The sequence below is a fragment of the Campylobacterota bacterium genome (assembly GCA_040752835.1).
Taxonomy (GTDB): Bacteria; Campylobacterota; Campylobacteria; order Campylobacterales; family Sulfurimonadaceae; genus Sulfuricurvum.
Genome location: JBFMGG010000007.1, coordinates 610,287 through 624,185 on the forward strand (window position 1 = coordinate 610,287; position 13,899 = coordinate 624,185).

Genomic DNA, 13,899 nt, shown 5'->3' on the forward strand with positions numbered 1-13,899 from the left:
TCAGGGCCCATCCGCGTGCAATGTGTTACAATCATGGAATGATTAAATGGATTTTTCTTCTCTTTCTCGGCACTTCGGCACTTTCGTACGAATTGCAAAAAGAGTATTTTTTTACCGATCACACAATCGTTTCCACCGACGTGTTCCCGCAAATCGGCAAACGTTTCGAGCTGGTGCGGATCCCTTCGGACAAACTGCTCTTCCGGCTCGATGCCAACGTCGTCGCCAAAACCTTCGAGCTCAACGGTGTCAAAATCGAAACGGGAAAAGTGCGCTTCGTCACGTTTGTAAAAAAAAGTCCCATTGACGTCACGTCGCTCAAAATCCAGCTCGCCCGCTTCCTCACCGAACGCTACCCCGCGATCGAAATCGAAGGGATCTCGGTCATTCCCCGGGGCTACGTGGAAGCTCTCCCCCCCGAAGCCAACGCCGTATTCGACGCTTCGTGCGCCCTGAACGGATCAGGGACGTTTTACGTGGTGGACGCCAACGGCCTGCGGCGCTATTTCGATTACAGCGTCGAAGCCACCCTCCCGGTGCTGCATACGACCCGCAAAGTCTCGCGCAAAGAGGTCCTGAACGGCATGAACACGGTCCAAAAAGCGATCCCTTTCGATTCGTTCCGTGATGTGCCGCTAAGTTCGATGCCCCAAAACGCCCAGCGTTTCCGCGCCTCGCTCAAACCCTACACTCCCCTGACGATACGCCATATCGAAAAAATGCCCCTGGTCCTAAAAAACGACAACATCGTCGTCGAAGTCCGAAACGGCACGGTCGTCCTCGAATTGATCGCAACAGCGACGCAAGAAGGGGGACTCTATGATATTATTACGATTCAAAAAAGGGACGGCAAACGCTCCCGGGCCAAAGTAATCGGAGAGAAACGGGTGGAACTGCAATGAAAATCGTGATCGGCATCAGCGGCGCCAGCGGCGCGGCACTTGGTCTCAAGACGCTGCGCGCCCTCCCCGACACGGTTCAAAAACACCTGATCGTCTCCGAACACGCGCAAATCGTCCTCGAAAAAGAGGAAAACCTCACCCTCCATCGAAACGACGAAATCTGGGCCTCCGTCGCCTCGGGTTCGTACGGAGCGGATGCGATGCTGATCACCCCCTGTAGCATGAATACCCTCGCCAAAATCGCCTGCGGCATCGCCGACAATCTGATCACCCGCGCCGCCGCGGTGATGATCAAGGAACGCCGTACGCTGATCCTCGCGCCCCGTGAGATCCCGTTTTCCCCCATAGCGCTGGAAAACATGCACAAGCTCTCCATGATGGGGGTCATCATCGCCCCTCCCGTTCTGGCCTATTACGGGGAACAAAACACGCTAGAAGAGATGGAACACTTCATGATTGGCAAATGGTTCGACCTCCTCGGCATCGACAACAATCTTTACAAAAGGTGGGATGACCGTGCATAAAATCGCCCTTTACCCGGGGACTTTCGACCCGATCACCAACGGTCATTACGACATCATCGAGCGGGCGCTCCGGCTCTTTGACGAAGTGATCGTCGCCGTTGCCGAATCGCGCGACAAACGGCCGATGTTCTCCCTGGACGAACGGGTCGAAATGGCCCGCCTCTCCACCGCCCATCTTGGGCGCGTACGGGTTGTGGGCTTCGACAACCTAACCGTCGAGCTGGCCAATTCGCTGGGGGCTACCGTCCTTATCCGGGGACTGCGGGCGGTGAGCGATTTCGAGTTTGAACTCCAGCTGGGGTATCTGAACAAATCGCTCGATCCGAAAATCGAAACGGTCTACCTGATGCCCAAACTCCAGCACGCGTTCGTCAGCTCCTCCATCGTCCGCAATCTACTTAAATTCAACGGCAAGACCGATCATCTCCTCCCTCCCGCGGTACAGGACGTGATCCGCGGGATGAAGTCGTGCACGCTACCGGGGCAGAACTGATGTACGTCGCGATTGAGGGGATCGACACCGCCGGAAAAAGCACCCAGATCGAACGGCTCCGTACACTCTACCCCGATGCGCTCATTACCAAAGAACCGGGCGGAACCGAAGCGGGAGCACGGATCCGTTCGATGGTTCTGGGGGGAGAGCTTAGCAGCAAAACGGCCGAAATGCTGTTGTTTCTCGCCGATCGGGCCGAACATACCGAAGAGATCATATTACCCAATATGAACCGTCTCATCATCAGCGACCGTTCCGCCGTATCGGGGATGGCGTACGCGGCGGTACAGCAGCTGTGCGACGAGTCCACCCTCGTGCTGCTCAACCGCCTCGCCACGGGAGGAACCCTTCCCGATCGCGTTTTCATCCTTCGGCTCACCCCCGAAGAGCTCTCCCACCGGCTGGGCCAAAAAGAGCACGACGCGATCGAATCGCGCGGAATCGCCTATCTGCTGGAGATCCAAGAAGCGCTGATCGCCTCGGCCTACGCGCTGGGAATCCAAACCCATGTAATCGATGCGACACAATCGATCGATACCATTACCCACGAGATATCCGATCTCATCAAAGGAGCCTTATGATCCAATCGCTGCGCGGCATGAACGACATCCTCAGCCCCGAATACGAGCGCTTCGAGTATTTTCTCGAAACCGCCTCACGCATCGCCAAACGCTACGGTTTCCACTACATCGAAACCCCGCTGCTCGAAGAGACGGCACTGTTTAAACGTTCCGTCGGCGAATCCAGCGACATCGTCGGCAAAGAGATGTACCAGTTTACCGACAAGGGGGAGAACGACGTCTGTCTCCGTCCCGAAGGGACCGCCGGGGTGGTCCGCGCCTTTATCCAGCACAAACTGGACAAAAAAGGGGGCATCCACCGTTTCTACTACCACGGCCCGATGTTCCGCTACGAACGTCCGCAAAAAGGGCGGTTACGCGAATTTCACCAGTTCGGTGTCGAAAGCTTCGGCGTCGAGAGCGTCTACGAAGACGCCCTGATGATCATGATGATCGCCGACATTCTCTCTGCCCTGGGAATCGGTTACCGTCTCAAACTCAACTCGCTGGGCGATCAGCACTGTATGCCCGCCTACCGCGAAAAACTGGTAACGTTTATCGAAGCGTGCTCTGATGCGATCTGCGAAGACTGCCGGCGCCGTAAATCGACCAATCCCATCCGCGTTCTTGACTGTAAAAACGAAAAATGCCAGAGCCTATACGTCGACGCCCCCAAACTGATCGATAATCTCTGCGGAGGGTGCGAAAACGACTTTTCCACCCTCAAAACGATCCTCGATCAGCACGCCATCGCCTACGAGATCGATACCAATCTCGTGCGCGGGCTGGATTACTACTCCAAAACGGCGTTCGAATTCGTCAGCGACAACATCGGAAGCCAGAGCGCCATTGCCGGTGGCGGACGTTACGACCGACTCGTCGAATTTCTTGAGGGTAAACCGACCCCTGCCGTCGGTTTCGCGATCGGTATCGAACGGCTGCTGGAACTGATCGTCATGCCTGAGCCGCAGCGCGAAGGATACTATCTCGGAGCGATGGACGCCGAATCGCTCCCGTTGATTCTCAAAGTGGCCGAAGCGCTCCGGAAAACCCAAAAAGCGGTCGTGGAGTACGATCCCAAAAAGCTCCAGAACCACCTAAAAGGGGCTGACCGGATCAACGCCCGCTACTGCGCGGTCATCGGCGAAAACGAACGTAACGACGGTACGGTGTGGATCAAAGATCTCGAAGAGAAATCGGAAACGCAGATTCCGATGGGCCAATTTATTTGAAAACGAAATCCAGCGGGGAGGAAACAGCGGTGAAAACGTACGGAATAGACATTTGGGGCGAAAACAACTTTATCATCGACCAGGGGAAAGTAAAGGTCAACTACAAAAGTTCCCCCTCCCTGCTCGAAATCACCCAGCAGGTGCGCAAAACCAATCTGCGCGGGCCGCTGATCCTCCGCTTCCCCCACCTGATCGGCAAACAGATCGACATGCTCTATTCCAATTTCCGCCGCGCCATCTTCGAAAACGACTACAACGGCAAGTTCCATGCCGTTTTCCCCCTCAAAGTCAACCAGTTCCCCGAAGCGGTTGACGCCATCGTCGAACACGGCGAAAAATACAGCTACGGGCTCGAAGCGGGTTCCAAAGCCGAGCTCGCCCTCGCGATGGCGAAAACCCCCATAGGCTCGCCCATCACCGTAAACGGCTTCAAAGACGAAGAGATGGTGACGCTGGGCTTTATGGCCGCCCACATGGGACACGACATTACGATCACGATCGAGGGGCTCGGAGAGCTTGAATGGATCATCGACGTCGCGCAGCAGTGCGACCTCAAAGTGCCCAACGTCGGGATCCGCGTCCGGCTTCAGAGCGAAGGAAGCGGTATCTGGGCCAAAAGCAGCGGTCTGAGCGCCAAATTCGGCCTCACCTCCACCGAGCTGATCGAAGCGATTGCGATGCTGCGGGAGAGTAACATGCTCGAGCATTTCACGATGATCCATTTCCACGTCGGCAGCCAGATGCAGGAGATCGCGACGCTCAAGCGGGTGCTGCGCGAAGCGGGAAATATCTACGCCGAACTCAAAAAAATGGGGGCCGACAACCTCCGCGCCATCAACATCGGGGGCGGTCTGGCCGTGGAATACTCGCAGCACCCTTCAACGCGGATGCGGAACTATACCCTCGAAGAGTTCTCCAACAGCGTCGTTTACCTGCTCAGAGAGATCATGAACGCCAAAGGGGTCGAGCATCCCGACATCTTCACCGAATCGGGCCGTTTCATCGTTGCCTCGCACTCGGTGCTGATCGCTCCGGTACTCGAACTCTTCAGCCACGACTACCAGACCAAATCGCTTAAACTCAAAGAGAAAAATCCGCCGCTGATCGAAGAGCTGCGCGAACTCAATTCGCTCCTCTCGCCCCGTACCTGCATCGAGTACATGCACGACGCGCTCGATCACATGGAATCGCTGCTGACGCTGTTCAACCTGGGCCACATCGACCTCCAGGACCGGTCCAACGCCGAAATCCTGGTACACCAGATCATCAAAAAATCGCTCTACCTCTCGCAGGACAACCCACTCCCCGACATCGAACGGCTGCAGGTGAAACTGCAGGAACGCTACCTGATCAACAGCTCCATTTTTCAGAGTATCCCCGACTACTGGGGATTGCAGCAGCAGTTCCCGATCATGCCGCTGGACCGCCTCGACGTCCCCGCCATCCGCGCCGCGTCACTGTGGGATATTACCTGCGACAGCGACGGGGAGATCCGTTTCAAACCCGAAGCCCCCCTCTACCTCCACGACATCGACCTGGACGAAGAGGAGTATTTCCTCGCGTTCTTCAACGTCGGAGCCTATCAGGAGACGCTGGGAATGAACCATAACCTTTTCACCCACCCCAGCGAGTGCACGATTCTCATCAACGAACACGGCTACGAAATCGAAAATTTCACCGAATCGGACAACGTGCTCAACATCCTCGAGGACATCGGTTACGACAAGTCAAAACTTCTCACAAACCTTAAAAATAAACTCGCCGTAAGCGAATTTAGCACAGAAGAAGAAAAAAGTGATACACTTCAAAAACTCGAAATGTATCTGTATCAGAACGGATACCTCCGAACCACGCGTTAAGGGATAGAATTTGGGACTTTTTGCCGAGATTGCCGAAGATTTTTCGAACGTTTACAAAAATGATCCCGCCATCAGCTCCCGAATCGAACTCTTCTTCAACTATCCCGGTGTCTGGGCCATCTTCTGGTACCGGATCGCCAACCGCCTCTACCGCCGCGGGTTCAAATCGTTCGCCCGCTTTTTGATGGGGGTCAACCAGATCCTTACCAACATCGACATCCACCCCGGTGCGACGATCGGGCGGCGCGTCTTCATCGACCACGGTTTCGGCGTCGTCATCGGCCAGACGGCGATCGTCGAAGACGATGTCCTGATCTATCAGGGAGTGACGCTGGGCGGGGTGAGCCTCACCCCAGGGAAACGCCATCCGACGATCAAAAGCGGCGTCGTTATCGGCGCGGGCGCGAAGGTGCTGGGGAACATCACCATCGGAGCCAATTCCAAAATCGGAGCCAATTCGGTCGTCGTACGCGAAGTCCCCGAGAACAGTACAGCGATCGGTATCCCCGCCCACGTCATTCAAAAAGGGCGCGACAAAGACCCCTTCAGCCACAACAAACTCCCCGACATCAACAAAGAGATGTTCGAATACCTCCTCAAACGGGTCGCCGTCTTGGAACACTACATGGTTCAGGACAACAAAGAGATCCTCGAACAGGACCTCCAGCTTGAAAACATCTACGAATCGTTCATCAAGGCGATGAAGCATTAACAATCGATGGTATAATTGTCCCATCTATCGATTCGGACATAACCCGGTGCCACGTTTATTCCTTTTTCTATTTCTGTCCGTTTCCGCCGCACTCTACGGCGCTTCGCTCAGCTCCGAACAGCTTCGGGGAGGTCTGGGCATTCATACTTTCGATCAGACCCTCGCAGCGCTTGCTGGGGACGATTCGGACGATGACGAATACTGGTACTGGCTCGATCTCGCCCGCCTTCAGCAGGCCGGAGGCGATTACAACGCATCGATCCGCTCGTTCGAAAAAGCGTACGCCATTCTCGACGAGTACGAAAACCGCGCGACCTACAGCGTCCGGAATATCAGCTCGTTCGTAGGCTCGTCGCTCCTTTCCAAAGGGTCGGAAAGCTACTATGGCAAAGGGTACGAACGGACCCTTATGCACACCCTCAACGCGATCAATTACGTTATGCTCGGAGACGTTCAGGGGGCGGCCGTCGAAATCCGCCGGATGGAAAAACGCCAGGAGTTCTGGCTCCTCGAGTCGGACGAGAAGATCAAACAGGCGGCCAAAGACAAAGCGACCGCCGATGCGCGCAACACCCGTACCGACACGGTCCCCCAGAATTATTCGATGGCGGCGCTGCTCAACCACCCCGACGTCCGTGCGCTGCTCAACAATTATCAGGACCCTTTTTCCTATACGCTGGGCTACGTCATTTCCGAGATGTCGGGACTCTCCTACGCCACGGGCGACGAGGGTGGACTCTACCTCAAGCGGGCACTGGCCCTCAATGCCGAAGCCAAAAACGCCCTCGTCCCCTCCAAAAACCCTAAAAAAGGCGATACGATGAGCGTAAGCCTGGTCGTGCTGTCGGGGATCGCACCGTCGATGAAGATCGAAAAAATCCGTTTTCCGATCTTCCACGCGGCCGAATACACCAGTATCGATCTTCCCGCCTACGCTCCGCCCCGAAACGATCTGGGCCGCCTCTCGGTCAGCGCGGGCGGACGGACGCTCACCCCTCCCCGGCTGCTCAAGAGCGACATGATGGCCTATAAAACCCTCAGCGACGAGTTTCCCGGCGAACTTGCCAAAGCCGCCGTCCGTGCCACGACGCGCGGCATCGCCGCGAAACAGGCGAACGATCATTTCGGCGATCTTGGGGGATTGCTCGCGTCGCTGTTCTTCGACGTCGGAAGTTCCATCGCCGACTCGGGATTCCGGAACTGGGAAACCCTCCCCAATTCGGGTTATCTGCTTCATTTTGAAGCGAAAAAAGGGGAAACTCTCAGTATCATGTTAAACGACCGTCAAGAATCGATTGCCCTTCCCCAAAACCGAAAAGGGGTTTTCGTTCTTGTCTCCTATCTCACACCAGACAATGTAAGGATCGATTATGCCGATTACTAAAAACGTTTTACGTCTCTGCGCCGCGGCCGCCATGCTGGCCCTGATCGCCGGATGCGCCTCCAAAGTCGATATCATCGGGGAAGAGCGTGTCGAGATCAACAAACATAAAAGTTTTCAGGAAGGTGCCTTTCTCAAAGTGATGGCCGAACTCGAAAACGACGACAACGACGAAACCGAGGGGTTTGTCTACCAGATCGAATGGTACGACAAAAACGGGATACTCAAAGACTCGACCCCGTGGAAACCGATCACAATCCACAAAAACCAGAAAGTCCAGATCGTCGAAATGACGAACGTCCCCGATGTCGTCGACTATAAAATCATCGTTTCCGTACCGGAAAAATAAGGAGCAATCATGAATAAACTATCCCTTTTCGCCGCACTTGCCGCCGCAATGGTCCTCGGGAGCGGATGCAGCAGTACCAAAGGGGGCGCAGGCATGGTCGGCTACGATTCGAACGTCAAATACGGCGACGCCAAAGCGGTCGAAACGCTGACCGACGCCTTCGGGTCGACCGACCTGCAAAGCAGCGCCGAGACCCTCACCCAGTCGCTGCTGCAGTCGCGTTACATCGCCGGGGCCGCACAGCCGCCGAAAGTGCGCCTGCGCACCGTCAACAACCTCACCTACGAGCACATCGACACCAAAGCGATCACCGACAAAATCCGGATCAAACTGCTTAAATCGGGTCAGGTCCGTTTCCTCGCCGACAAAGCCAATCTGGGCGAAGTGTACGACGAGCGCAATCTCACGACCACCGTCACCGACAACAAGGCGATCAAACTCATGACCGATGCCGACTACATCATTACCGGAAACGTCAGAGCCATCAAAAAAGCCAGCGACGACGTCAAAGACGTTTACTACAACATTTCTCTGGAATTGGTCAATCCGCAGACGGGTGAGATCGTCTGGGCCGATGAAAAAGAGATCCGCAAAGTGACCTCCAAATCCACCGTGGGGTGGTAAAGGATTAGTGCCCGTCGTGGGCGCTGATCATTTCGATAACGTCCAAGCCGAATCCGCCGAGGCCTGAAAAATCCGAAATCTTCGATTCGGCGATGAGCCGCATGTGTTTGACCCCCAGCGATTTGAGAATCTGCGCCCCGATCCCGTACTCTTTCATGTTTGCCTGCTGATGCGGCGGCTTGTTGATGAAAAGCAACACCCCGCTGTTGTGTTTGAGGTAGTTGATCGCATCGATGAGCTGGGTATATTTCCCCTGGTTAAGGAGCAGATCGATATCGGGGACGACGTTGTGCACTTTGACGTTGGCCGTCTCGCCGGCACGGTAAAAGACGATCGCGGTGTGGCGGTTCTCCTCATGGTCGGCGAATTCGTATTTTTTGACGTGGACGCCGAAAAATTCAATCTCCTCCTCGCTCACCGCTTTGACCAGCATTTCGTTGGCGAGGCGGTATTCGACGATATCGGAGATATAGACGATTTTCAGGTCGTGCTTGGCCGCAAAAGCATCCAGGTCGTCGCGCCGCGCCATCGTCCCGTCCTCTTTCATGATCTCGCAGATCACCGCCGATTCGGCCAGCCCCGCCAAACGGCACAGGTCGACGGAACCTTCGGTGTGACCGATACGCACCAGTGTCCCCCCTTCTTTGGCCACCAGAGGGAAAATATGCCCCGGCATCACCAGTTCGGAGGGCTGCGAGAGCGGATTGGCGAGGATTTTGATCGTCATATCCCGCTCGGCGGTCGAGATCCCCGTCGTTGCGGCGGCGGCATCGACCGAAATCGTAAAGGCCGTTTCGTGCATCGACGTGTTCGATTTGACCATCGGCTCCAGGTTCAGCCGTTTTGCGATCGAGGGGTTGACCGCGACACAGATGAGCCCTTTGGCGTGCGTCGCCATGAAATTGACGTGGTCGGGGGTTGAAAAAACGGAGGCGTAGACGAGGTCTCCCTCGTTTTCACGGTCTTCGTCGTCGACCATTATGACCATTTTCCCTTTTTTAAACTCTTCGATGGCGTCCAATACCCGTTGCACTGCTGACATAAAGACTCTTTTTTTATTAATGTAGTTCGGGAATTATAAGCAAAAAGGATTAAAAATCTATCACATCCGACCGATTCGTCTGTTTTTTCTCCACGGAGTGCGAAAGGCTTGACAAACCCGAAAAAAATGTCTATAATTTCGGCCTCCAAGCGAGATAGCTGGGGTATCGCCAAGCGGTAAGGCAGCAGGTTTTGGTCCTGCCATTCGGGGGTTCGAATCCCTCTACCCCATCCACTGTTTTCTTTTATTTTTTATTGTAAACCAATAAGACACACCGCGGAGTAGAGCAGCCCGGTAGCTCGTCGGGCTCATAACCCGAAGGTCGTCAGTTCAAATCTGGCCTCCGCAACCAATCACAAACCACGTATTCAAGGCATTTAGCCGACTTTCTCAGATATTACAAAACTTGACTCATTTTCACCGTGTGCCAATTTTGTGCCACTGTTTGTGCCAAAAGCGTCATCAACGAATGCAGCCCGTCTGACGCTTTTATCCTCTCTGTACTTCGCATATTTCTGTAGAGTGATCGACGAGTCTTTATGACCCATCATTTTTGACACCCACAAAATATCCTCATTGTTCGAGATCATTATCGTTGCGAACGTATGCCGCGTGTTATAAAAATCTCTCGAATCGAGCAAACACCTCTTTAGAAGCGGATGCCAATAATTTTGCGTGAGCGTTCCGGCATTACTAAACCCCTCATCCCGTTGGCTGACGAAAACGTCTCTACCTCGAAGACCGGTTTGTTTATACTGCTCTCTGAGCGCCTGCTCTACGACCGGAAGCATATCGATCTGCCTGATCGAGTTTTTTGTCTTCGGTTTTTTCGTGATCCCAGATCGTCTCGCTCTACGGATCGATATCTTTTTCTCGATGAAATTGATATCGCCCCACTCCAGTGCAATCAGTTCTCCGGTTCGCATTCCTGTGAAGAATGCAACCGTAACCATGACCTTGAAAAACCCTTCCGCGTTCGCTATGATTTCTTTGACTTCTTTCATAGTGAACGGGTTGATCTCAGGTTCACCCTTGCTCACACCCTCGACTTTGTCGAAGGGATTTTCACTGATGATCTTATCAGCCACCGCATCTTTAAATATTCCGCGAAATACTGTCCTGATGTTATGAACTCTCGAACCGGATAATCCCTGATTCAATAATCTCGTCTGCCATGTTCGCAGATCCATCGGTGTGATCTTATCGATAGGGATATTGCGGAACAAAACAGTCCGTTTTTCTACCCCATCTTTTTTGGTGATATGATCGAGAATATAATTTTCAAAGATCCCGTTATACTCTCGCACGGTAAGCTCTTCGCGTTTATGGGAAGCGAGCGACTTGTATCCGTACTCTTCCACCGTAACACACTCCGATGATTCCGTTTCGCTCTGCTGGGCTATCAACCCTTCGAGCACCTTTCGCCAGTTGTTTTCCACCCACTTCAAGTTCGTGGCGTTGGCCTGCTTCTCGGTACTTAACCGATACCGCTTGCCGTTGATCGTACCATGTACATAGACGATCCCGCCGCGTTCCTTGGCGTGCTTATATTCTTGGTGGCTCATGCCGCCTCCTTTTCAGCAGCGGCACAAATGCTTTGCGGGCGCGTCATTGTACACCTCGTTATCAAATTTTTCTTTTAAAGCTCTCGGTGATTCGATACCCCCGAATACTCAGTAATATCGATCATGGAAAGCTCTTGGTGCTGTGGTGTTAATTCACCCTGTACTCAGTCGCATCTCTGTGTCACTCATTCCCACGTGTTTTTTGCTTCAAGGTTTTACTCCCATTGGACACCTATCTTTCTCACCACGAACCTTTACGGAACTACCCAACGGGTTTCAGCGATCATGAAAACACCACAGCATGAAAAGCTCAGTTTGACAATAAGTTTTCAAAGGACTCGTTAAACCCACACACTGCTTATATGGAGAGGTGAGCTTAATTAAGCGCTTTTTTTAACTACGATCTTTGACAATGCTGTTCGTTTGATCAGATTCTTCCCTCCCCTTTTGATCCAGTCCACTTCCGGTTCGAGATCGACGTTGTTCATGAGATGATGATGGATCGCCTGCACGGAGCACTGCTTCATTTCTGCCGCTTCTCTCACGGTTACATATTCCCCGTTCACTTGGTTTTCGAGGTTGTTCATCCGTTTTAGGATCTCTTCTTGGTTTTTTTTGATCTGCTCCAGCAGCTCTACCGCGTAACCGTCAAACATCCATCCCCTCCCACACAGGTCGATACATCGCTTTAAAGTCGCCGCCCAAAGCATTGCGCAGCACAACCACAAATCCGCCGGCGGATTCTATGAATGCTTTTTCTTTTTCATCGAACGCATACGCGCTGAGTTCGGCAGCATTCACCCCATCCACCCCATGCGAATTAAACAGCTCTTTGGCGATTACACTGAGCCTACCCGCCATCACATCAAACGGGCTTAAATTTTCGGCCGCCCCATTTGCGCTATTTTTTTCGGGTGTTTCATCACTTTCGTAGTCATACCAGCGCATTGCATTGAGCCAAGAGGAGGCCATTTTCGGCTGTTTCCATGTATCGCGATCCAGCTCATCCCGATATTTCGGTATGGCGGCCATGATAGCATCGAAATAACCGACTACTTTGCCGAACGCTTTTCTCGAATTTGCCTTGTCTTTATTGTTGATCGGTCGATACGCTGACCAAAACAGCTCCCATTTTTCCTCTACATCCTCATTTTTCTGCGGCTGATCCACCACATTTTCATCACTTCCACTACCCAAAACCGACCGCGCCCCATTTGCGCTATTTTTTAGAGAGTGGATTTCCCTCCACAGCTTCGTCGTACGCACTTTGTGCTTGCCTGATTTCTCGATGAGCCCCATGGGGGCGAGCGTTGAGAGTGCTCTTGTGACTGTTCGCTCTGAAAACCCAAAAAGCTCAGCAACATCCTTCCCCTTCTTAAACGCCCATGGATCATCATTGTACGGGGAATATGCGAAGAAATCGATCGCTGCGGCGATCAGGTACTCATCGGTACTGATCCCAAGCTCTGAGCGGATGTCGTTGTGGATAGTCGTGGATATCATTGGCGATGCGCTTTTTGATTACCGAAGATATGATCGAGACTGATATCCTCTTTTACGCATGTGCGAATAATATTTTTTAGCGGGAGCGACCCTTGCGATTTGGCCTGTGCGATTCCGTGATCCACCATGCCTATCTTACGGGAGATTTCCCTGTCAGTCTTAAGGTTAAATGCCTGCTTGAGCCGAGCGATGACTGCGTCATTAAATGAAGAATTAAACATTTTTCACCCTTAAATAGTCATTTTTCGATATAATACTAAACCAACGATTTAGTTTTTGAGTCAGCATTATGACTTTCTAAAACTTAATTGATAGTTAAGCGGAGCTAAATTATGAGCTATTTTAATGACGTTATGGATCGGTTAAAAGAAAAATTGGGCGTTGAAGAGGATAAAGACATCATCGAATTATTCGATGGAATGTCCGCATCCGCGTTCTCCCAGCGCAAAAGAAAGGGGTCCGTGCCCTATGAAGACATCATCAATGTCTGCCGTGATCGTGGGATCAGTATCGACTATGTGATCAAAGGAAAACCCGAATCATTCGAGGCAGAGCTCACGGGCGGATCAGGATCGAATGATAAATCGATATGGATCCCGTACCATAAAGATATCCAATCGATCAACTCTGATTCATCCCAGTTCGTCACGTTCCCGAAAGATCGCTACCCTGAGCTATCCGAATCAAGCACCATTCATGCCGCATCATTCAGTGGCGATAGCATGGAGGGAAATATCCTCGATGGTGCGATGATGTTCATCAACATGTCGGATCAGGAAATAGCATCAGGGAAAATCTACGTGATCCGATCCAAAGACGAAACGATGGTCAAACGGATCTTCATCGATCCATCGGATGAAACTACCCTTTTGCTCCGATCGGACAATATCTTTTATCCGGAGTTCAAAGTATCACCCGAAAAAATAGAGGTAATCGGTCGAGTAATGTCCGTTTACAACCGTGCAAAACTTGCTTAAAAAAAGAGCGAGTGCACAATACTAATACTTAATCTTTCTTATAATGTATATATAACCGCCATTTTGTCCGATTGAATCCGCCATTTTGTCGGTTTCGATTTTTCAGTTACCGCCATTTTGTCCGATTGAATCCGCCATTTTGTCGGTTTCGATTTTTCAGTTACCGCCATTTTGTC

The 13,899-nt window shown here is 52.5% G+C and carries 16 protein-coding genes and 2 tRNA genes; 13 read left to right on the plus strand and 5 right to left on the minus strand.

Going from position 1 to position 13,899, the window contains the following annotated elements; all coding sequences use genetic code 11:
- Positions 1-38 precede the first annotated feature (38 nt).
- From flgA to AB1763_09200, 10 genes are read left to right on the plus strand one after another with little or no spacing between them, the layout of a single operon-like run.
- Positions 39-902, plus strand: a complete 864-nt coding sequence (flgA, locus tag AB1763_09155) for a flagellar basal body P-ring formation chaperone FlgA (GenBank protein ID MEW5832990.1) — start codon at positions 39-41, stop codon at positions 900-902.
- Positions 899-1,426, plus strand: a complete 528-nt coding sequence (locus AB1763_09160; GenBank protein ID MEW5832991.1) for a UbiX family flavin prenyltransferase — start codon at positions 899-901, stop codon at positions 1,424-1,426. The genes flgA and AB1763_09160 overlap by 4 nt, the downstream gene beginning before the upstream one ends.
- Entirely contained in the window at positions 1,413-1,919 is a 507-nt protein-coding gene (gene coaD, locus AB1763_09165; GenBank protein MEW5832992.1) for a pantetheine-phosphate adenylyltransferase, read from the plus strand. Before AB1763_09160 ends, coaD begins: the two co-directional genes overlap by 14 nt.
- A complete protein-coding gene (gene tmk, locus AB1763_09170) occupies positions 1,919-2,500 on the plus strand; it encodes a dTMP kinase (protein MEW5832993.1) in 582 nt (193 codons plus the stop codon). Before coaD ends, tmk begins: the two co-directional genes overlap by 1 nt.
- Positions 2,497-3,711: a histidine--tRNA ligase gene (gene hisS, locus AB1763_09175; GenBank protein MEW5832994.1), complete on the plus strand. Its 1,215-nt coding sequence runs from the start codon at positions 2,497-2,499 to the stop codon at positions 3,709-3,711. The genes tmk and hisS overlap by 4 nt, the downstream gene beginning before the upstream one ends.
- Positions 3,708-5,570 (plus strand): biosynthetic arginine decarboxylase, encoded by a 1,863-nt coding sequence (speA, locus tag AB1763_09180; GenBank protein ID MEW5832995.1) that lies wholly within the window; start codon positions 3,708-3,710, stop codon positions 5,568-5,570. Before hisS ends, speA begins: the two co-directional genes overlap by 4 nt.
- Positions 5,571-5,580: 10 nt before the next feature.
- Entirely contained in the window at positions 5,581-6,282 is a 702-nt protein-coding gene (cysE, locus tag AB1763_09185; protein MEW5832996.1) for a serine O-acetyltransferase, read from the plus strand.
- A gap of 46 nt (positions 6,283-6,328) precedes the next feature.
- Positions 6,329-7,666 (plus strand): hypothetical protein, encoded by a 1,338-nt coding sequence (locus AB1763_09190; GenBank protein ID MEW5832997.1) that lies wholly within the window; start codon positions 6,329-6,331, stop codon positions 7,664-7,666.
- Complete coding sequence (locus AB1763_09195; protein MEW5832998.1) at positions 7,653-8,012, plus strand: DUF1425 domain-containing protein; 360 nt, start codon at positions 7,653-7,655, stop codon at positions 8,010-8,012. The genes AB1763_09190 and AB1763_09195 overlap by 14 nt, the downstream gene beginning before the upstream one ends.
- Positions 8,013-8,021: 9 nt before the next feature.
- The gene (locus tag AB1763_09200) at positions 8,022-8,636 is read left to right on the plus strand and encodes a penicillin-binding protein activator LpoB (GenBank protein ID MEW5832999.1); all 615 of its coding nucleotides are present in this window, start codon (positions 8,022-8,024) and stop codon (positions 8,634-8,636) included.
- Between the two features lie 4 nt (positions 8,637-8,640).
- Here the strand turns inward: AB1763_09200 and AB1763_09205 are convergent, their stop codons facing one another.
- Positions 8,641-9,678 carry a bifunctional 3,4-dihydroxy-2-butanone 4-phosphate synthase/GTP cyclohydrolase II gene (locus AB1763_09205; GenBank protein ID MEW5833000.1) on the minus strand — a complete coding sequence of 346 codons (1,038 nt, stop codon included), beginning with the start codon at positions 9,676-9,678 and terminating at the stop codon, positions 8,641-8,643.
- A 159-nt stretch (positions 9,679-9,837) separates the two neighbouring features.
- On the opposite strand from AB1763_09205, the gene AB1763_09210 reads away from it, so the two are divergent.
- Positions 9,838-9,912 (plus strand) — tRNA-Gln (locus AB1763_09210).
- 41 nt (positions 9,913-9,953) lie between these two features.
- Positions 9,954-10,030: transfer RNA gene (locus AB1763_09215), tRNA-Met, on the plus strand.
- 25 nt (positions 10,031-10,055) lie between these two features.
- Here the strand turns inward: AB1763_09215 and AB1763_09220 are convergent.
- The 4 genes from AB1763_09220 to AB1763_09235 all read right to left on the minus strand — a co-directional run bounded on the left by AB1763_09220 (position 10,056) and on the right by AB1763_09235 (position 12,967).
- Complete coding sequence (locus tag AB1763_09220; GenBank protein MEW5833001.1) at positions 10,056-11,243, minus strand: tyrosine-type recombinase/integrase; 1,188 nt, start codon at positions 11,241-11,243, stop codon at positions 10,056-10,058.
- A gap of 380 nt (positions 11,244-11,623) precedes the next feature.
- Positions 11,624-11,899, minus strand: a complete 276-nt coding sequence (locus tag AB1763_09225) for a hypothetical protein (protein ID MEW5833002.1) — start codon at positions 11,897-11,899, stop codon at positions 11,624-11,626.
- Positions 11,892-12,746, minus strand: a complete 855-nt coding sequence (locus AB1763_09230) for a hypothetical protein (GenBank protein MEW5833003.1) — start codon at positions 12,744-12,746, stop codon at positions 11,892-11,894. Before AB1763_09230 ends, AB1763_09225 begins: the two co-directional genes overlap by 8 nt.
- Positions 12,743-12,967, minus strand: coding sequence for a helix-turn-helix domain-containing protein (locus tag AB1763_09235; protein MEW5833004.1), 225 nt, complete (start codon positions 12,965-12,967; stop codon positions 12,743-12,745). The genes AB1763_09230 and AB1763_09235 overlap by 4 nt, the downstream gene beginning before the upstream one ends.
- Before the next feature lie 111 nt (positions 12,968-13,078).
- Between AB1763_09235 and AB1763_09240 the strand changes: the two genes are divergently transcribed.
- Positions 13,079-13,723, plus strand: coding sequence for a LexA family transcriptional regulator (locus AB1763_09240; GenBank protein MEW5833005.1), 645 nt, complete (start codon positions 13,079-13,081; stop codon positions 13,721-13,723).
- Positions 13,724-13,899: the final 176 nt, after the last annotated feature.

What these genes read in the sequence shown, in the direction of transcription:
- AB1763_09205 (MEW5833000.1), bottom strand. Translation starts at nt 9,678, where the DNA reads ATGTCAGCAGTGCAACGGGTATTGGACGCCATCGAAGAGTTTAAAAAA.
- AB1763_09240 (MEW5833005.1), top strand. Translation starts at nt 13,079, where the DNA reads ATGAGCTATTTTAATGACGTTATGGATCGGTTAAAAGAAAAATTGGGC.
- AB1763_09220 (MEW5833001.1), bottom strand. Translation starts at nt 11,243, where the DNA reads ATGAGCCACCAAGAATATAAGCACGCCAAGGAACGCGGCGGGATCGTC.
- AB1763_09160 (MEW5832991.1), top strand. Translation starts at nt 899, where the DNA reads ATGAAAATCGTGATCGGCATCAGCGGCGCCAGCGGCGCGGCACTTGGT.
- flgA (MEW5832990.1), top strand. Translation starts at nt 39, where the DNA reads ATGATTAAATGGATTTTTCTTCTCTTTCTCGGCACTTCGGCACTTTCG.
- coaD (MEW5832992.1), top strand. Translation starts at nt 1,413, where the DNA reads ATGACCGTGCATAAAATCGCCCTTTACCCGGGGACTTTCGACCCGATC.
- tmk (MEW5832993.1), top strand. Translation starts at nt 1,919, where the DNA reads ATGTACGTCGCGATTGAGGGGATCGACACCGCCGGAAAAAGCACCCAG.
- AB1763_09230 (MEW5833003.1), bottom strand. Translation starts at nt 12,746, where the DNA reads ATGATATCCACGACTATCCACAACGACATCCGCTCAGAGCTTGGGATC.
- hisS (MEW5832994.1), top strand. Translation starts at nt 2,497, where the DNA reads ATGATCCAATCGCTGCGCGGCATGAACGACATCCTCAGCCCCGAATAC.
- AB1763_09200 (MEW5832999.1), top strand. Translation starts at nt 8,022, where the DNA reads ATGAATAAACTATCCCTTTTCGCCGCACTTGCCGCCGCAATGGTCCTC.
- AB1763_09225 (MEW5833002.1), bottom strand. Translation starts at nt 11,899, where the DNA reads ATGTTTGACGGTTACGCGGTAGAGCTGCTGGAGCAGATCAAAAAAAAC.
- AB1763_09195 (MEW5832998.1), top strand. Translation starts at nt 7,653, where the DNA reads ATGCCGATTACTAAAAACGTTTTACGTCTCTGCGCCGCGGCCGCCATG.
- AB1763_09235 (MEW5833004.1), bottom strand. Translation starts at nt 12,967, where the DNA reads ATGTTTAATTCTTCATTTAATGACGCAGTCATCGCTCGGCTCAAGCAG.